Raw genomic sequence first — 17,118 nt, 5'->3', positions numbered from 1 at the left:
TTCGTTTGGTGTTAAACCCCGTCTTGAGTTGCTTCTGAAGGGTACACAACTGATTTCTGCCAGTTTGGTGAGAAGGGCATTTTTCACCCTCATACCTTCCGTCCGATAAGTATACCCAGAACTATCAGGACAAGGCCAGTGAGAGTTCCAGGCATTATGTCCTCACCAACAACGAGGAATATAAACACTAAGCTAAGGAAGGGTATGAAGTAGGCCAAATTCGAGGCGAATGCAACATCGTCCTCAACGGCTTTGTACCAGATGAGGAACGTAACCCCCATTTCAAATAGGCCAACGTAGACAGCCCCAATGAGGCCCTCGACCGGAGGTATGGAGAACCCGCCGGCGAAAGCAAGAAGCACCGACACGTAAGCAAAACCAAAGAGAAAGTTCCAGAATGTCTTCTCTATGAGTGACCTCTTGTCCCTAAGGTTCAACAACCAGTAGGTGGCCCAGACCACCGCGCTCCCGAGACCGAGGGCGACTCCTACTAGGTCAGAAAAGTTCAGGTTCGTCAAGTTTCCCCTCGTGACCACGATTAGAGCACCAAGAAAGCCAATGAAGAGCCCAAAGAGAATTTTGACTCCCGGCCTCTTTCCGAGGAGAGGAACCGATAGAAGGACGAGCATAAGGAGCCCCTCGTAGGCCGAAAAGAGGAGGAGGTAGTAAAGGACAATCAGAAAGCCGAGGTAAGCGAAACGTAGGTTCTCCTTTCGGGGAGAGAACTCACTGGAGTGGAGAAGGCCAAATACGATGAGAGATGTTAAGGATGAGTAGAAGAGTAAATTGATGGGACCCATGTAGCGCAGGGAGAACTTGAAAGCGCTCGCGACTGTAGACCAGAGCAAAACTGCACCAATGGCGTGCTTTTTGGACAGGGAGAAAAAAGAGAAATTGAAGTTCTTAAAAATTCACTCCTCCCTAAAGGCCCCATACTTTTTGGGGTCGTAGAAGGGCGGAGCAACAGTTATGGCCTTCTTGGGCTTGCCCCTGATTTCCACTTCCATTTCAAGGCCAGGCTTGGCGTACTCCTCTTTAACGAAGGCTATTCCAATGCCAATTCCGAGGAGCGGGGAGAGTGTCCCGCTCGTGACTTCGCCAATGGGCTCGCCGTTAGCAAGAACGCGGTAGCCCTCCCTTGGAATGCCCTTCTCGACCATCTTGAAGTGAACGAGCTTCCTTCCCAAACCGCGCTCCCTCTGCTTGAGGAGGGCATCTTTCCCTATGAACTCCTTGTCCCAGAATATGGCGAAGTCAAGGTTTGCCTGGAGAGGAGTAACCTCATCTATATCGGTACTGAGAAGCTGAAGCTCCTTGGTCTCGTTGCCGTAGAGCGTGTAGCCGGCCTCAAGCCTGAGTGTATCGCGAGCCCCAAGGCCAGCGGGCTTTATTCCATACTTCTCCCCGGCATCGAGGATGGTCTTCCAGACGTGGAGGGCCTTCTCTGGCTCCCCGCGCTTGCTCTCGTCCGGGTGATAGGGGTTGGCGTCCTCGAAGTAAACCTCAAAGCCGTTCTCACCAGTGTAGCCGCTCCTTGAGAGGAGCATCTTGATTCCGTCGAGCTCGACCTCCTTTGCCTGGAACCACCAGAGGTCGTTTATGTCTATCCCAAAAAGGTCCTTTGCGAGGTCTCTCGCCTTCGGGCCCTGTATCGAGAACATCACCATGTCGTAGGTCTTGTTTTCAATCTCGAGGTCGAGCTCGCCGAACTTCTCAATTCCGCGCTTTATCGCGTTGAACCAGGCCTCGAGCTTCTCGAATGCATCGCTGTCGCATATCATCAGGTACTCGTCGTTTCCCATATTGAAAACTAGAGTCTCGTCCTTCACAGCACCTCTCTCGTTGAGGACGAGCGTATAAGTCCCGCTTATTGCAGGGGGCTTGCTTATGTCGTTGGTCGTTACATACTGGAGGAACTTCAAGGCATCTTTACCGCGAAATATAAACTCGCCCATGTGGGAGACGTCGAAGATTCCGACGCCGTTCCTAACAGCCAAGTGCTCCTCTTTTATGCTGGAGTACCAAATAGGCATTACCCAACCGGCGAACTCCTCAACCTTCTTGGCGTGCTCCTTATGCCAGTCGAAGAGGTGAACTCTTTTGACCATAGCCATCACCGTTCAAACTTCTATCTGGACGTTATAACCCTTTTCACTCCACGTGTCTTATGGCCTCCGCGGGCTTGAGCTCGGCAGCCTTTTTGGCCGGATATATGCTCGCCAGGAGGCCTATAATCAGGGTCACTCCAAAAGCTACTGCAACAACCCTAAAATCAACCACTGGATTCGGAAGACTGGGAGTTTTTGTCCTCAATATTCCAACTATGATTTCCGCCAGGAGAACGCCAAAGCCAAACCCAATAATCCCCCCGATAATAGTCATCATGAGGCCTTCGAGCAGTATCATCTCAAGTATGAACCTTTTCTTTGCACCCAGGGCCCTGTATGTCCCAATTTCCCTTGTCCTTTCCATGACAGAAGTTAGAAGCGTGTTGATGACCCCAAGTGCACCCACAAAGAGGGCTATGCTTACTATTCCCATCAGAAGGTTGTTGAGCATAGTTTCAATCTCGACGACTACCTTAATGCCCTGGCTCTCAGTTATTACAGTTGAACTTGGAAGAATCTTTTGAACGGCCCTTTTGACATCGTTTACAAAAGCAACGTCGTCAACCCAGAGTTCAACAAAACTAATCTTTCCCGGCTCGTTGTACATCGTCTGGAGGGTTCCGAGGGGAACGAAAACGCTCGTGTCTATAAAACCTCCAATGACGCTCTGACCACTCTCCTGGAAGTTCCCAGAGACTTTAAACTCCCACACCTGGCCATTCTCATCGTACAGCTTTATTGTCTGACCGGGAAGTATCTGCCAGTTTAGATAACCACCACCCTCCTTCTGTATCTTACCGTTTGCAAGGGAATACCCAAGAAGGGCTTTGAAGCGAGCGCCTTGGGGTATGAACTGACCCCTCTGGAGCTGTGGCCCGGTTAATGCATAAAACTTCTGGGCATCTCTAGGGACAATGCCCATCACCGTAACGGGTATCTCCCATCCACGGTATTCCATGACTGTGAACTTAACCAGAACAGGATTAACGGCCTCAACGTGGCTTATCTTCTCAAGCTCTCTGACCACGCTCTGGTTCAGGGTGTTGGTTCCGATGGTCCAGATTGAAGCCCCCATACCCGGTAGCACTATGACAACATTACTCGTGCTCTGCAGTGTACTGCTTATCGAGAGCTGAAAACCCTCGGCAATTGAAATCAGGGCCGTTATCGAAGCTATGGCAATGATTATACCGAGCATTGTGAAAAACGTTCTGATTTTTCTCCTATGAAGGTTCCTAAAGGCTATCTTCAGGATTTCCCTATCCACGCCTCAACCTCCACGCAATGATTCCGAGAAACACTATAATTGCCCCAGCCCCGTAGTAGTACTCGTATTTTCTCCTTGACGAGATGTTAGAAGGAAGCTGAAGGCTTATTGTCTGGTTGAAGCTCTTAAAACTCCCGTTTACGGTCATGTAGGTAACCCTGACAACAACGGGATACCTGCCCGCCCGTATCGTGGAGTTCAGAACCTCAAAGTTAACGCTGTCGTAGTCCATCGGCTCAACGGTGCCAACGTAACGTTCTCCAAGGGGGAACAGGCTGATGACAGGGGAACTTATCGAGACTGTAACACCCCTCGCGGGTGCTTTTCCGTCGTTTGCAACGTCAACCTCAAAGTTATATTTCCCATCGCTTATCCAGACGTTGCCTATGTAAACCTTGAGCCTCGGCCTGCCCGAGACCTGGACACCAAAGGTTGCTTCCTCTTTGTAGGAAACACCGTTTTCATCCTCATACATTATAACCGCGTAGAGCGGATAAACGCCTGCTGAAACGTCCTTAACTGCGAACTCCAACGTGCCATTACCGCTCCCGTTCACGGGAAGTTCGTCAAAATAAAGGGAACTCTGCTTGAGAATTGGATATATGTTGGCCTGCTCGTTTGTTTCCCCACCAGTAGGGAACAGGGAGTAGGTCTGTTGTTCCTCCTTGGGCTTTGTTGGAAGAAGCTCAACCCTAACGTGATAAGCTGGGGCGTTTCCTCTGTTTTTCACCTTAACCACAACAGTAAAGTTAGACGCAGGTTCAACGGGATTCGGTTTGGTTGTAAAGCTCTCTATCACAACCTTCGGCCTGTAAACGTCGTTCACAGGTATCCCAACTTCAAATTGCTCGGTCTTGATTACGCCGTTTTCGTCGCTGTATTCAAGACTTACATAGAGAGGATAGACATCGGGTCTGAGGGTCTTTGAAGCAATGAGCTGAAAGTGGAGTGTCTTTTCATGTCCAGGAGGAAGCAGTCCTGTATATTGAACCGGACCCTGACGGTAGGAAGCGAATGGAATTTCGCTTTCAAAGGACGGAATGCTGACGGTCGGCAGGAGGACTTTTTGAGTGGTCTCTTGTTCCTGAACCAATGGTTTGGAGTAGAGGTAAACCCTGACGTATCTGGCAGTCATGCTCCCTATGTTTTTCAAAGTAACGTTTAGCTGGAATGTCCCACCGACTTCAACAGGGGAGAAGCTAACGTTGGTAACAACGATTATTGTCCCCTCAACAACCGAGTAAGCCACGTATTTCGGCACGAGAATTTTCATAAGGGCAGTGTCGTTAGAAATCTGATAAATGACAACGTAGGTATCATAGAAGACATGCGCCCCAACTCCAAAGTATGCGTAATCCGTTGTGCCGTTTTTATGGTAGCGCATGAGAACGCTCCCGTTCTTTATGTCAAGAACCGAAAGCTGAAGCGGGCCGTATGTAAAGTTCATTCCGGGGTGGGCAACGCCGTAAAAGACCGTTGTAGGTTTGGAATAAACCTCAACGAGAGCCTGGGGGTTATCGGAAAGGGGGTTCTTGATGTAAACCAGAGACACGTTTATGTCGTTGTAGGAATAGCTCTGGCCCGGGGAAAGAGTAAACGTTTTGGTCTGGAAGTTGCGGTTGTCCCTCAGCTTGAGGAGCACCAAGGGTGGCCACGTGTTCTGGTTGTAGAGAAAGTTAACGACTGTTATTGTGTAGTTGCCTATTATCACGGACTCTCCTACACTCAAATAGCCCTCAAATGTCCTCATGTACTTTGGCTCCCCTGGGGTTGCCCCGTGAACATGGGGAATAACCATAAGGGTAATCAGCAGGACAACTGCAAATTTCTTCAAAGTTTTCTCACCTCGTAGAGCTTTCCGTCCCTTATCTTCAAAACTCTATCGGCCTTTCTGGCGACGTCCATATCATGGGTAACGACAACAAAGGCCGTTCCCCTTTCCCGGTTCAACCTTTTCATCAGGTTGACAACTTCTTCTGAGGCCTTGGTATCGAGGTTTCCCGTTGGCTCGTCCGCAAGAACTATCTTGGGCTCGTTGGCAAGGGCCCTCGCTATTGCAACCATCTGTTGCTGTCCACCGCTCATCTCAGTCGGTTTATACTCCTCAAGGTAGGGAATCCCCACTATCCTGAGGAGCTCCCTAGCCCTCTCAATCCGTTTTTTCAAGGGAACCCCCGCCAGAATCATTGGTAGTTCCACATTCTCAAGTGCGGTGAGTATTGGAATAAGGTTGTAGTGTTGAAAAACAAACCCTATTTTCCTCAACCTTATCTCGGACAGCCCATCGTCGTCAAGGCCTCTAACTGAAATCCCGTCAATAATCACTTCCCCAGAATCAGGAACGTCAAGAAGACCAAGGATGTTGAGGAGCGTGGTTTTTCCGCTCCCACTCGGCCCTATAATGGCCAGAAATTCTCCCTCATAAACTTCTATACTTGCTCCCCTTAGGGCGGGCACGGAAATCTTACCCGTTCGGTAGGTCTTATAGAGGTTCTCAGCCTTCAGCACTATCTCCTTCATTTTCACTCGTCAGAACTGTTCACGGAACCAATATATAGTTTCCTGCCCAATAATAAACGGTGGAGTCCATGTTTGAGAGAATCCTATACCCAACCGACTTTTCGGAAGTTTCACTTCACGCTTTAAAGCACTGCATTCCCGAGCTCTTCAAACTCGGCGCAAAAGAGCTTTACCTCCTCCACGTCATAGACATCACCGTCACGGAGCTCGAGGCCTTTGAGCTTGAAGAGGTTTACAAGAAAAAGCTTGAGGAGATAGCTAGCGAACTTCGAGAGAAGGGGATAAATGCAAAGGCGGAGGTAAGGGTTGGAATTCCTTCATTGGAGATAGCCGAGGCGAGCGAAAAAGCGGACGTGGACCTCATAGTCACACCGAGTGTTGGTGAAAACGTCTGGAGGCAGATGTTCATGGGGAGCACCGCATCGAACCTCGCAAGAACTACTAAAAGACCGGTTCTCCTTTTGAAGTACAGGAAGAAGGACGACTCCTTTGAGCTGGCCGTTGATTGTTCTGAACTCTTCAAAAGGCCACTTGTGGCACTTGATTTCTCCAAATGCTCGGTTAAGATTGTCCAGGCGGTTAAAAAGTTTGAGGAGCTCATTGAACGCGGAATACTCCTTCACTCCGTTGATTACGGTAGGATTGAGGAGCTCGAGCATAACATTGAAATAGCCAAGAAAAACCTCGAAAAGAGCTCAAAAGACCTCTCGGCGGAGTTCGAGCTTGAAGTAATGGTCGGAACGGCAAGCCAGGCAATAATAGGAACCGCCCTTGCAAAGGGCGCAACCCTCATAGTCATAGGCAAGAAAGGAAGGAGCATCCTCAAGGACTTAATCCTTGGGAGCACGGCCGAGAGGGTAATGAGGGACTCAAAACTTCCAGTTCTCCTCGTTCCGTGTGAATGACCTCAGACTGGAACGGCTTCATCATGGCTCAGTAGCTACCCTGTTGCCATCATCGGTCGTTTTTCTTCTTTTTGACCCGCTTATAAACCTACTCCCTCTTGCTTTCCCCCGTCATGAAGGCGCTTGCCATAATATGGGCCAACCTCAAAGGTTCGGGAATCAAACCCGTCTTTGTGGTGACGCGGACTATTTGAAAGGCCGTCTCAACTGGTAGGCCAAGTGCCTGAACGTACAGCTTTCCCGGAATCATTTCAAAGAGGGGAGGCGCCTTCCTGAGCAGTTCAAACCTCTCACGCCAGTCCAGAAAATGTTTTTTCAGGGCCAACTCCATCGCCCCAAAATCAGGCCTCTTTCTGACAACGACGATTATAGGAAGTCCTGTCTCACGGTGAAGTGCATCGAGGTCAACGACGTTGAAGCCCCCGTAGGTTATCCCCTTCAGCATTATCACCCTCAAGTCTTTGAAGCGGGAGTTAAGGATTGTATCAATTAATTTCTCGGTAACATCGGTCCCGTCAACGGTTATCCACCGGGAAACGGCTCCCACAACTTCCTTTGAACCCTTCATGACGACTCCGAACAGAACTGTCTTCCGCCTCTCTGCTTTGAAAGAAAAGGAAAACGTCCCATCGTCAAAGCCGACCACGCGAATCTCGGGCTTTACCTTTCGAATCATCCAAATAACACCCTGGCCATCCATTCGGAGTACTCCCTGTTGAGCTTATCGAGGTCAATCCTAGCTATGAGTGGCACCTCGTAGGGGTGAAGTTCCCTGAGTGCATCCCTGAGGGCCTTCCACCTGCTGACCTCTGTCTTGAGAATCGCCCCAACCTCCTTCCCTTCCTCTATTTTCCCATCCCACCAGTACATCGCCTCATGTTCCCTAAGGTTGGCGCAGACGATGAGCTTTCTCTCGAGGAGTTCCCTAACGACTCTCTTTGCACTCTCCCAGTCCGGGAAGGTGGTATAAACGATTATTGCCTCCATAGGACATCCCAGAAAGGATACCCAAGTAAAGCTTAAATCCCTTGTGGAGAAATCGAAACGGGATGGTGTATGAGGAAGGTCAGGGCACACCTTAAAATATACGGGCGCGTTCAGGGGGTTGGATTCCGCTGGAGCATGCAGAGGGAAGCAAGGAAGCTCGGATTAGCCGGCTGGGTGAGAAACCTCCCGGATGGAAGTGTTGAGGCTGTTGTCGAAGGCGACGAGGAGAGGGTTGAAGCCCTCATAGGCTGGGCCCACCAGGGGCCACCGCTTGCGAGGGTTACCAGAGTGGAGGTTGAGTGGGAAGAACCAGAGGGGCTGGAGTGCTTTAAAGTCGTTGGCTGATGGCCTCAAGGAGAACCCTCTTGGGGCAGTACTTGACTTCACAGTAGTTGCAGACGAGCCTTTCCTTCTCCTTCTCCGGCGTGTGGAGTATAAGCCTCTGAAAGCCGTGGATGTCCTTTATTTTTGCGAATGTCTCAACCGGAAGGGTTCCATCAATGACGATGAATATCTTGCTCGTTTCCTCCCTCAGGTTCCTGCCGAAGACCTCCATGATGGGAACGTCGTTTTCCGCCAGAATCCGCATCACCTCGGCGAAGGCCCCCTGATAGTTACTCTTCTCCACGTCAATCTCAAGGACTTCCCAGCCCATCAGAGGGGCCACGTCAATAAGGCTCGGCAACGGGTTTAGGCGCTCGAAGATGAGCTTGAGGGGGTATGTTTTCTCGATGTATTCAATCGTGTGATATATGATTTTCCTGTTAACCCCGATGGATCTTGCCAGCTCGCTTATCGGAATTTCAACGTTTTTGAGGTAGATTTTACCGTTCTTTACGCTCAGACCGTTCTCAAAGAGGAACTCAGCGACCTTCCTCCTTGCGGGATAGTTCTTGAAGTAAGCCTCTAGTATGAGCATCATCTTTGTTCACCTCTTACCCATAGATGAGTAGAAATGGATATTTAAATCTTTCTCCGGTAAGGGTTATAACGTCCATCGCCGTAGTTTGAAGGCGGGGGGTGAGAGAATGTTCGACGTAATAGGCATGGGCAACCTGAACTACGACATAATCTTCATCCTCGACCGCTTTCCGGAGTTCCACGAAAAGGTCGTTTCGAGAGAAGCCCACTTTGGTCTCGGCGGTGCCGCTGGAAATACTATAAGCTGGCTTGCGACTTTTGGGCTTAAGACGGGCTTCATTGGTGCAGTTGGAAGGGACGAGATAGGAGAAGCCCATCTTAGATACTTCGAGAGCATTGGCGTCGATACCTCCGGGATAGATGTTGTCGATGTTCCCTCGGGCATTGCCGTTGCAATGGTTCATGGGGACGACAAGAGGATAGTCAAACATCTCGGGGCAAACTCACTCAGAAGGTTCAAGCCAGACTACGCAAAAAGGACAAAACTATTACACCTCTCATCAAACCCGCCGGAGCTCATTGAGGAGGCCGTTCGCTTTGCTAACGAAAACGGGATACTGATTTCGGTAGATATAGGAGAGGCCACCATTCCAAGGGATGTGGAGGGGATGATTGACTACCTCCTGATGAACGAGGACGAATACAAAAGGAAATACGGCTCGCTCGATACCTCCCTCAGCAACGCCAAGAACCTGATAATAACGCTAAACGGGGGAGGGGCGATTGTTAGGGAAGGCAACGAGACCTTTGAGGTCCGCGGGCTGAGCGCAAAGGTTATCGACAGCACGGGGGCGGGGGACTCCTTCGATGCGGGGGTAATCTACGGAATACTACATGGCTGGTCTCTTATGGATTCGGCAAAGCTTGGCATGTTGCTCGCCTACCTCACAGTTCAAAAGGTGGGAGCAAGAAGTGCCATAGTTCCCCTAAAAGATGTCATCAGAATGTCAAGGGAGCTTGAACTTGGTTTACCGTGGTAATGAAGACATTTAACTTTTGGAAAACCTTAAAAATTCGGGTTTCAAAAAAGGTTAGGGAGCCGGAAGAGCGGAGGTGAGCCCTTTGGAAATAGTGATTGACAACTTTAAGCCAAAGATAACAAGGCCGTTCAAGAGAAAGAACGAGTACTGGGTCAAGCTCATTCTCCCAAATGGTGAGGAGTACATAATGAAATTCAAAAGCCCCCTCGAGGCTGAAGACGCGATTTACGGCATGCTTGATGACCTACAGGTCTACGGAGGAAAAGTGAAACTTAAACTGCGGGAAGGGAACGTTATAGAGGACATTGAAGTTCTCGAGTTATACAAACCATCTGCGAAAGAACTCCTTAACGAGTATTTCAACGATTGACGTCCTTTTCTGTTCATTATGGTTGTCATTTTGACAGGAAACTTATATATATCCCCGTGACCAATACTTCTATTGGGGTCTATCCGTTCAGGTAGGGAATTAAATAACGTGGAGGTTGTCCAAGTGGCGAGACGGAAGAACAAGGAACTCCTTGAAATCGCGAGAGACATAGGTGGAGAAGAAGCCGTTGAGGTAGTCAAAGCCCTCGAAAAGATGAAAGAGGCAACCGATGAAGAGCTCGCAGAAAAAACTGGAATCAGAGTTAACACCGTCAGGAGAATCCTGTACAAGCTAAACGACCACGGACTTGCCGACTTCAAGAGAATCCGCGACCCTGAGACTGGGTGGTATTATTACTACTGGCGCCTTGAGACCAAGCGACTCCCCGAGATAATAAAGGCCAAAAAGATGGCCGAGCTGAAGAGACTGAAGGAAATGCTCGAGGAAGAGACCAACGAGATATACTACTGGTGTGGCGAAGAGGGTCATCCAAGGCTTACCTTTGACGAAGCAATGGAATACGAGTTCCAGTGTCCCATATGCGGTAAGATGCTCATGCAGTACGATAACAGTCGAATTGTTGAAGACCTAAAGAAGAGGATTGAAGAACTTGAAATCGAGCTCGGGCTTAAGAAAAAACTGAAAAAGAAAAAGAAAGCCTAAACGGTGGAATGGCCCCAATGAACTTCGGGGATGGTGAACATGGAAGAAGTGGTTATTCTTGAGAAGGTTTATGGTGACAGGAGTGGTTTTGAAAAGCTTCACAGGAAGCTCCGCTCTCTTCTGGGCGATTTGGAAGTTGAGTGGAAGCTCTCCGCGACAACCAAAAACTGGGTGAAGGTAAGCCTCAAAGGGGAGGACGAGGAGATAAGCGCAAACCTCGTTCGGGAGGAGTTCGGCGAGGTTCCATACAGCCTGAAGAACGTTGAAATCGGAAAAACCTACCGGGGGAGATTCATAGACCTCGGAAAAGTTGGTTACGGTGCCTACGTTGACATCGGCATATTCAGGCCAAAACCCAAGGACGCTCTAATTCCGCTCTATTACCTGAAGAGAACCTTTGGGGACAGGCCAGTGAGGCAGATGATACGGGAGTTCGGCTGGGTTGACGACCTGCCCGTTGAGGTTGAGGTGACAAACGTTGAATTTGGGGCCAGAGAAGTCGAGCTGGCCTTCAGCGATAAACAGTTGAAGAAGATTAGGAACTGGCTAAGCGACGGTTATGACAAGCTCTTCATAACCGGAACGATAAGCGAGAGAGTTGAGGAAGTGCTCATCAAGACAGGTCACGGCAGGGACGTCAAGAGGATGGAGGAGCTGGGCTTGATGGAGACACTCCTCGTTCTGAAGAAGGGAACCCAAGCACCGGGGATAATAAAAGCCATTGGGCCCCTCCTGAAGGGGGCGGTTTTTGGAGCAATCAAGTTTGAATGACCGAATGAACCAGCCTAACGGCGAGGATGGACACGAGAGTCAGCACGTAGGGGAAGAAACCGCTCACGAAGGGGGCAACTACAAGAAAAGCCAGCGTCGAGAGCGTTATGAAGGCCGTCGGGCCCCTCCACCTTATTCTTCTCAAACCAGTTAAGAGGGCATAGACAACCACGACGAGCCCGAGGAGGGACTGGAGGAGTAGGCTACCGATGAAGTCCCTGTGGGGCTGGAAGTCCATCCATCCTGAGAGCCAACCGCACCCGTAAACCCTGCAGAGGAGCAGGAAGCCGAGCCACACGAGGAAGAGATAAAAGGAGTTCCTGAGCCTCCTCCCCGGGTACGTGAGCGCGAAGAACAGGGGAAACAGAAGAAGGTATGGATTGAACAGGGATGCGAGGAGAGTAGCACCGGCCAGCACCAGTATCTCGGCAGTTCTTCCCGAACCCGGGACGAATGATGAATTTGTAGCTATTGCTATCGCGAGCAGCATCAGAACGAGACCCGGCAACGCTGTTCCAACGGTTGCAACCTGCGAGCGAAAGATTGGCGAGGAAAACACAAGTCCAAAGGCGAGGAATCCAAGGGCTCTCTCACGCCTCGGGGCGACGTAGAAGAAAAACCCGGTCATTGTGAGAAGGAAAAGCCAGTGAACCAGCCACAGAACTTCATCCGTCGGAGGTATAACCGAAAAAACGTTTCCTACGAGAGCAAGAAGGGGGGATGACGGCATTTCGCCGGCAGAGACAGCCAAGGCTTTGAAGAAGAACTTCAAAAAATCACTTGGAAGAATAGGCCTCGCCGAGAGTGTAAACCATACAAAGATTAAGGAAGCACTGAGAAGGAAAAACCTTGCGGAGTAGCTTCTGTCCCTCCTTAAAAGGAGTCCGAAGAGAAGGACTATAACGAAAGCAAGGAACGCGAAGACGGCAAGCTCCTTCCCAGGAAGTGACCAGACCCCAGCAAAGGCCTCGTGGGTGAGGTAGATGTTGTCCTCGCTTCCTGTGATAAAAACCGTGCCGTTGAGGACGATTATCATCGGCGAAAGAGATGCTTTTTCTGGAAGTCCCGTTCTGTTCCAGAGTTTCTTCATCTCAGGGTTCTCGTAGACGTTCCCCACAAGGACAAGAGTTCCGTTACCGTGTTGAAGAACCTCTCCAAGTTTTGAATCTACGTACCTCGCCCAGCCCTTTGCCCAGTAATCCCTGCCCGGAACAACTCGATATGTGTTTTTTGAGTTTAGGAATTTCAAAAAACTTCCCTTATCGGGATAATAGCTAACCTGACCGGCAGAAACGAGCGGTGAAACGAGCAGGATGAACAAAAGCACCGCTAATGCTTTCCTCATTTTATCCCCGAGTAAAGTTAAGGCCAGAGTTAAAAAGCTTAACGTAGCCTGGTCCAGCGCGACCTCATCGCAACGGCTTCCGCCGGCCTGGGTCGCGCCCGGAGGAAATTAAAGGAAAGAGGTTAAAAATCACTCGGTCTTCCCTTCGCCATTCTCTCCCTTGAGCTCCTCAAGCTTCTTCACGAGCTTTTCAGCCAGCTCCATGAAGGCCTTTGCCGCCAGAGTGTCATCGTAGAGGACTATCGGAATTCCGGCGTCGCTCGCTTCCCTGGCCTTGAGGTCTATGGGTATCTCCCCGAGGAACTCGACGCCCTCCTTCTCGGCAAGCTTCTTGCCTCCACCTCTGCCGAAGAGGTCAATCTCGTTTCCACAGTGCGGGCAAATGAGGTAGCTCATGTTCTCGACTACCGCTATGTAAGGAACCTCCATCTTCTTCATCATGTTAACGGCCTTTCCGGTGTCGAGTAGCGCTACCTCCTGGGGAGTTGTGACTATCACAGCCGCGTCGAGTTGGACGTTCTGCACAACGGTGAGAATCTCGTCACCGGTTCCGGGCGGGAAGTCGATTATCATAAAGTCCAGCTCACCCCACTTGACATCGCCGAGAAGCTGTTTAATTGCCTTGGTAACTAGAGCACCGCGCCAGATTATCGGCTGATCCTCGGGGACGAGAAAGCCCATGCTCATGACCTTAATCGGTGTTATCTGACCCATGAAGTCTGCCATCGGAGGCAACATCTCGAAGCGTCCGTCCTCCATTCTTTCTGCGAGAACGTCGGCTTTGTCAACGCCGAGCATCTTGGCAACGTTCGGCCCGTGGATGTCCGCGTCGAGGAGTCCCACGTAGTAGCCCTTCTTTGCCAGAGCCGCCGCGAGGTTTACAGCAACGGTGCTCTTTCCGACACCACCCTTACCGCTTAGAACCGCCACCTTGTACTTCCACTTCTTCTGCTTTTCCTTTATCCTCTCCGTGAGAGGGTCAGCGCCCAGACCCCCTACGTTCAGCGTCGGAGCCTTAATCGTCATTTCCACCACCGACGAAAATAGTTCGGTCAACTTAAAAACCTTTATCCCAAAACTTAACAGAATTACCCAAGAATGGGTAGAAAAGAAAAAAGTTCACTCCTCGGGCTTAGGAAGATAGACATCAACGCCGAGAACCTTCCACATGGCCTTTATCTGCTCCCTGAGCTGGTCTATTGCTTCCGGCTGCTTGAAGAGGTGCTTGAACCTGCCCTGTAACTTAAGGTACTCCTCGATTGGCTTCTTGAACTCGATGGCAACAACTTTACCTCCCTCACGCTTGACCTTGGCGCCTCCTCCAGGGCTCTGTATCTTGATGTTGTGGAAGTCACCGTTTTCAATCTCGAAGAGCGGCCAGACACCGGTTTCAATTGCCAAGCGGGCAATCTCAACGCCCTTCTCAAGCGGGCTCTTCCATCCGGTCGGGCAGGTGCAGTGAACCTGCACGAAGGCCGGACCGTCGACCTTAGCGGCCTTCTTCATCTTCCTGACGTAGTCGAAGGGGTTGCCTATGCTCGCGGTGGCGACGTAGGGTATCTGGTGAGCGGCCGCTATAAGAGCCACCCACTTCTTGGGCTTGTCCTCACCGATTGAGTACTTGCCCGGTGGGCTGGTGGTCGTCCAAGCTCCGTAGGGGGTTGAGCTCGAACGCTGGATTCCGGTGTTCATGTAAGCCTCGTTGTCGTACATCAAATAGACCACGTTGTGCCTCCTCTCGAGCATACCTGAGAGGGCCTGAAGGCCAATATCAGCGGTTCCACCGTCACCGCCTATGGCCAGTATCTTGCCCTTGAGTCCCTTCTTCTTCCAAGCGGCCTCAACACCGCTCGCAACAGCGGCCGCGTTCTCAAAGGCCACGTGAACCCAGGGAGCCTTCCAGGCTGTGTACGGGAATACCGCCGAAACGACCTCCATACATCCAGTTGCCTGGGCTATAGCGAAGGCGTTGGGGTCGCCGTATTTTTCTTCCATGGCCTCACTAAAGGCCTTGGTGGCCAGTTTGAGAGCAGTGGCACAGCCACATCCGGCACAGGCTGCATGTCCGGGTGCCCAATACTCGCGAGTTGTGATTGGGGGCTTCCTAACGGCCATCTTCATCACCTCACAGAATCTCCTTCCTAAGGCCTATCCAGTTGACCTCGCTAAACTCCTCACCGTTTAGCGCCTTCTGGGCTATCGCCAAAGCCTCGTCAAGGTTCTTGAAGGTTACGTCCCTGCCACCGAGTCCGAGGATGAAGTCAACTAGTATCGGCCTCTCCTTTTCGTTGACCAAAGCCCTGCTGAAGTCCTGGAAGAGGGCCCCACCGACGCTGAAGGTAACGTTCTTCTCGAGCAAAGCGAGAACTTTCGCCTTCTTGGCGAGCTCTCTTACCTCTTCAATCGGGAACGGCCTGTAAACGGTGAGCTTAGCGGCGCCGGCCTTGATTCCTTTCTCGCGGAGGTGGTCAACGTACTCCTTGACGGTTCCTGCGAGGGAACCCATGGTGACGAAGATTATCTCAGCATCGTCTGTTCTGTACTCCTCAATCTTGCTGTACTTTCTTCCAAACTTCTTCTCGAACTCAGCGAAGACCTCGTCGATGACCTTCTTGGCGTTCTCGTTGGCCTCCCAGACGGTATAGCGGGCCTCCATGTAGTGGGCCGGGAAGGCAAGCGTACCCTGGGTTATCGGCCTGGCAGGGTCAAGGTAAGCGTGCTTCGGCTCGTACTCGCCGAGAAACTCGTCAACTACCTCCTGGTCGGGAATCTCGACGGGCTCGACGGTGTGCGTTAGGATGAACGCGTCGAAGCCGACCATAGCAGGGAGAAGAACCCTCTCGTCTTCTGCAACCTTGAAGGCTATGAGTATCAAATCAAGCGCTTCCTGGTTGTTCTCGGCGTAGAACTGGAGCCATCCTGTATCGCGCTCGCTTATGCTGTCCTGCCAGTCGTTCCAGATGTTTATTGGCGCGGAGAGGGCGCGGTTTCCAACAGCGATGACTATCGGGAGGCGCATTCCAGCGGCTATGAAGAGAACCTCGTGCATCAGAGCCAGACCCTGGGAAGCGGTAGCGGTGAAGGTTCTGACGCCTGCCGCGGAAGCACCAACACAGGCTGAAATCGCTGAGTGCTCGCTCTCGACCTTTATGAACTCCGCATCTAGCTCGCCGTTGGCCACGAACTCGCTGATTTTCTCGGGAACGAGCGTAGAGGGGGTAATCGGGAAGGCCGCTATGACCTTCGGCTTGGCGAGCTTAGCCGCCCAGGCGGCGGCTTCATTAGCCTTCATAACGGTTCTTATCGGCATCTTTCACCACCTCACTTGCTCTCTCTAACCATAACTATAGCGTTTGTCGGGCACTCGTTGGCGCAGATTCCGCAACCCTTACAGTAGTCGTAGTCAAAAACCGGGTAGTTCTCCTCGTCAAGGTATATGGCCGGCTCCGGGCAGTAGATATAGCAGAGATAACACCTAACGCACTTGTCGCGGTTGAATTCTGGCATGAAGACTCTCCAGGAACCGGTCTTGTTGATTACGCTACTTCCCGGGATGTAGGCAATCGCTCCGGGAGTCATCTTTTCGCTATACTCCTTCTGAACCCTCTCAATGTCGGCCTTAAACGGGCTCTCAGTCATGTGTATCACCTCTGGTGAATTATCAGATGGAAACTTAAACTTTGCGTGGACAAAAATGAAACGAAAGGGTCAGCCGAAGACCTCGGCGAGCTTCTTCAACTTCTCCCACTCATGGAGGACCCAGGCTTGGAGGTTCTCGATGTCCTCCTTAGTCATGTACTTGAACCTGCCCTGGAGTTTGAGGAACTCCTCAATTGGCTTGGGTTCTTTCTTTGGATTGGGCATGTTTATCTTATACTTGCCGTTCTCGTACTCGAAGAGCGGGAAGTAAGCCGTCTGAACGGCAAGGCGAGCTATCTCGATGCTCTTGTCGGTCGGGCTTCTCCATCCGGTCGGGCACGGTGCGAAGAGCTGGATGAAGCTCGGACCCGGTATCTTCCTGGCCTTCTTGAGCTTCCTTATGAAGTCCTCAGGAAAAGCGACGCTGGCAGTTGCCGCATAGGGAATCTCGTGGGCTATGACAATATCAATGACCTTCTTCTTGTGCCTCTTTTCCAAGAAGTGTCTCTTTCCTCCCGGTGTGTTGGTCGTCCAGGCTCCGTAGGGGGTTGAGCTCGAACGCTGGATTCCGGTGTTCATGTAAGCCTCGTTGTCGTACATGATGTAGACGGCATCATGACCTCTCTCAAGGAAGCCGGAGAG

Annotated in this window: 20 protein-coding genes; 6 read left to right on the top strand and 14 right to left on the bottom strand. The window is 51.0% G+C overall.

Annotated elements, in window-relative coordinates; all coding sequences use genetic code 11:
• Nucleotides 1-89 precede the first annotated feature (89 nt).
• From F7B33_RS01090 to F7B33_RS01070, 5 genes are read right to left on the bottom strand one after another with little or no spacing between them, the layout of a single operon-like run.
• Nucleotides 90-878 carry a DMT family transporter gene (locus tag F7B33_RS01090; protein WP_297063378.1) on the bottom strand — a complete coding sequence of 263 codons (789 nt, stop codon included), beginning with the start codon at nt 876-878 and terminating at the stop codon, nt 90-92.
• 33 nt (nt 879-911) lie between these two features.
• On the bottom strand, nt 912-2,108 hold the full coding sequence (gene gcvT, locus F7B33_RS01085; protein WP_297063376.1) for a glycine cleavage system aminomethyltransferase GcvT: 1,197 nt from the start codon (nt 2,106-2,108) through the stop codon (nt 912-914).
• 43 nt (nt 2,109-2,151) lie between these two features.
• On the bottom strand, nt 2,152-3,375 hold the full coding sequence (locus F7B33_RS01080; protein WP_297072647.1) for an ABC transporter permease: 1,224 nt from the start codon (nt 3,373-3,375) through the stop codon (nt 2,152-2,154).
• Nucleotides 3,368-5,209: a hypothetical protein gene (locus F7B33_RS01075; protein WP_297072645.1), complete on the bottom strand. Its 1,842-nt coding sequence runs from the start codon at nt 5,207-5,209 to the stop codon at nt 3,368-3,370. The genes F7B33_RS01080 and F7B33_RS01075 overlap by 8 nt, the downstream gene beginning before the upstream one ends.
• Nucleotides 5,206-5,895 carry an ABC transporter ATP-binding protein gene (locus tag F7B33_RS01070; protein ID WP_297063374.1) on the bottom strand — a complete coding sequence of 230 codons (690 nt, stop codon included), beginning with the start codon at nt 5,893-5,895 and terminating at the stop codon, nt 5,206-5,208. Before F7B33_RS01070 ends, F7B33_RS01075 begins: the two co-directional genes overlap by 4 nt.
• Nucleotides 5,896-5,963: 68 nt before the next feature.
• Between F7B33_RS01070 and F7B33_RS01065 the strand changes: the two genes are divergently transcribed.
• Nucleotides 5,964-6,800 (top strand): universal stress protein, encoded by an 837-nt coding sequence (locus F7B33_RS01065; RefSeq protein WP_297072643.1) that lies wholly within the window; start codon nt 5,964-5,966, stop codon nt 6,798-6,800.
• An 88-nt stretch (nt 6,801-6,888) separates the two neighbouring features.
• On the opposite strand, the gene F7B33_RS01060 is transcribed toward F7B33_RS01065, so the two are convergent.
• Nucleotides 6,889-7,476 (bottom strand): DUF99 family protein, encoded by a 588-nt coding sequence (locus F7B33_RS01060; RefSeq protein ID WP_297072641.1) that lies wholly within the window; start codon nt 7,474-7,476, stop codon nt 6,889-6,891.
• On the bottom strand, nt 7,473-7,787 hold the full coding sequence (gene cutA / locus F7B33_RS01055; protein WP_297063355.1) for a divalent-cation tolerance protein CutA: 315 nt from the start codon (nt 7,785-7,787) through the stop codon (nt 7,473-7,475). Before cutA ends, F7B33_RS01060 begins: the two co-directional genes overlap by 4 nt.
• A 69-nt stretch (nt 7,788-7,856) precedes the next feature.
• Here cutA and F7B33_RS01050 point away from each other — a divergent pair, with 69 nt between their 5' ends.
• On the top strand, nt 7,857-8,132 hold the full coding sequence (locus F7B33_RS01050; RefSeq protein ID WP_297072640.1) for an acylphosphatase: 276 nt from the start codon (nt 7,857-7,859) through the stop codon (nt 8,130-8,132).
• Here F7B33_RS01050 and F7B33_RS01045 read toward each other — a convergent pair.
• Entirely contained in the window at nt 8,116-8,709 is a 594-nt protein-coding gene (locus F7B33_RS01045) for a regulator of amino acid metabolism, contains ACT domain protein (protein ID WP_297063350.1), read from the bottom strand. The genes F7B33_RS01050 and F7B33_RS01045 overlap by 17 nt on opposite strands.
• Before the next feature lie 106 nt (nt 8,710-8,815).
• Here F7B33_RS01045 and F7B33_RS01040 point away from each other — a divergent pair, with 106 nt between their 5' ends.
• The 4 genes from F7B33_RS01040 to F7B33_RS01025 all read left to right on the top strand — a co-directional run bounded on the left by F7B33_RS01040 (nt 8,816) and on the right by F7B33_RS01025 (nt 11,492).
• Entirely contained in the window at nt 8,816-9,688 is an 873-nt protein-coding gene (locus tag F7B33_RS01040) for an ADP-dependent ribose-1-phosphate kinase (RefSeq protein WP_297072638.1), read from the top strand.
• Between the two features lie 82 nt (nt 9,689-9,770).
• On the top strand, nt 9,771-10,058 hold the full coding sequence (locus tag F7B33_RS01035; RefSeq protein ID WP_297063347.1) for a hypothetical protein: 288 nt from the start codon (nt 9,771-9,773) through the stop codon (nt 10,056-10,058).
• Between the two features lie 108 nt (nt 10,059-10,166).
• On the top strand, nt 10,167-10,721 hold the full coding sequence (gene tfe / locus F7B33_RS01030; protein ID WP_297063345.1) for a transcription factor E: 555 nt from the start codon (nt 10,167-10,169) through the stop codon (nt 10,719-10,721).
• A gap of 39 nt (nt 10,722-10,760) precedes the next feature.
• On the top strand, nt 10,761-11,492 hold the full coding sequence (locus F7B33_RS01025; RefSeq protein ID WP_297063372.1) for a DUF2110 family protein: 732 nt from the start codon (nt 10,761-10,763) through the stop codon (nt 11,490-11,492).
• On the opposite strand, the gene F7B33_RS01020 is transcribed toward F7B33_RS01025, so the two are convergent.
• The 6 genes from F7B33_RS01020 to F7B33_RS00995 all read right to left on the bottom strand — a co-directional run.
• On the bottom strand, nt 11,479-12,837 hold the full coding sequence (locus tag F7B33_RS01020; protein WP_297072636.1) for a hypothetical protein: 1,359 nt from the start codon (nt 12,835-12,837) through the stop codon (nt 11,479-11,481). The genes F7B33_RS01025 and F7B33_RS01020 overlap by 14 nt on opposite strands.
• Nucleotides 12,838-12,966: 129 nt before the next feature.
• Complete coding sequence (locus tag F7B33_RS01015) at nt 12,967-13,863, bottom strand: Mrp/NBP35 family ATP-binding protein (RefSeq protein WP_297063370.1); 897 nt, start codon at nt 13,861-13,863, stop codon at nt 12,967-12,969.
• 93 nt (nt 13,864-13,956) lie between these two features.
• Nucleotides 13,957-14,952, bottom strand: a complete 996-nt coding sequence (gene porB / locus F7B33_RS01010) for a pyruvate synthase subunit PorB (protein ID WP_297063369.1) — start codon at nt 14,950-14,952, stop codon at nt 13,957-13,959.
• Between the two features lie 10 nt (nt 14,953-14,962).
• A complete protein-coding gene (gene porA, locus F7B33_RS01005; RefSeq protein ID WP_297063341.1) occupies nt 14,963-16,147 on the bottom strand; it encodes a pyruvate synthase subunit PorA in 1,185 nt (394 codons plus the stop codon).
• An 11-nt stretch (nt 16,148-16,158) separates the two neighbouring features.
• Nucleotides 16,159-16,476: a pyruvate synthase subunit PorD gene (porD, locus tag F7B33_RS01000; protein WP_297063339.1), complete on the bottom strand. Its 318-nt coding sequence runs from the start codon at nt 16,474-16,476 to the stop codon at nt 16,159-16,161.
• A gap of 69 nt (nt 16,477-16,545) precedes the next feature.
• A partial coding sequence (locus tag F7B33_RS00995) for a thiamine pyrophosphate-dependent enzyme (RefSeq protein ID WP_297072634.1) occupies nt 16,546-17,118 on the bottom strand: 573 nt, incomplete at its 5' end.

The organism is Thermococcus sp. (assembly GCF_015523185.1).
Classification (GTDB): domain Archaea; phylum Methanobacteriota_B; class Thermococci; order Thermococcales; family Thermococcaceae; genus Thermococcus.
This window is presented reverse-complemented; position numbering and strand designations above follow the sequence as displayed.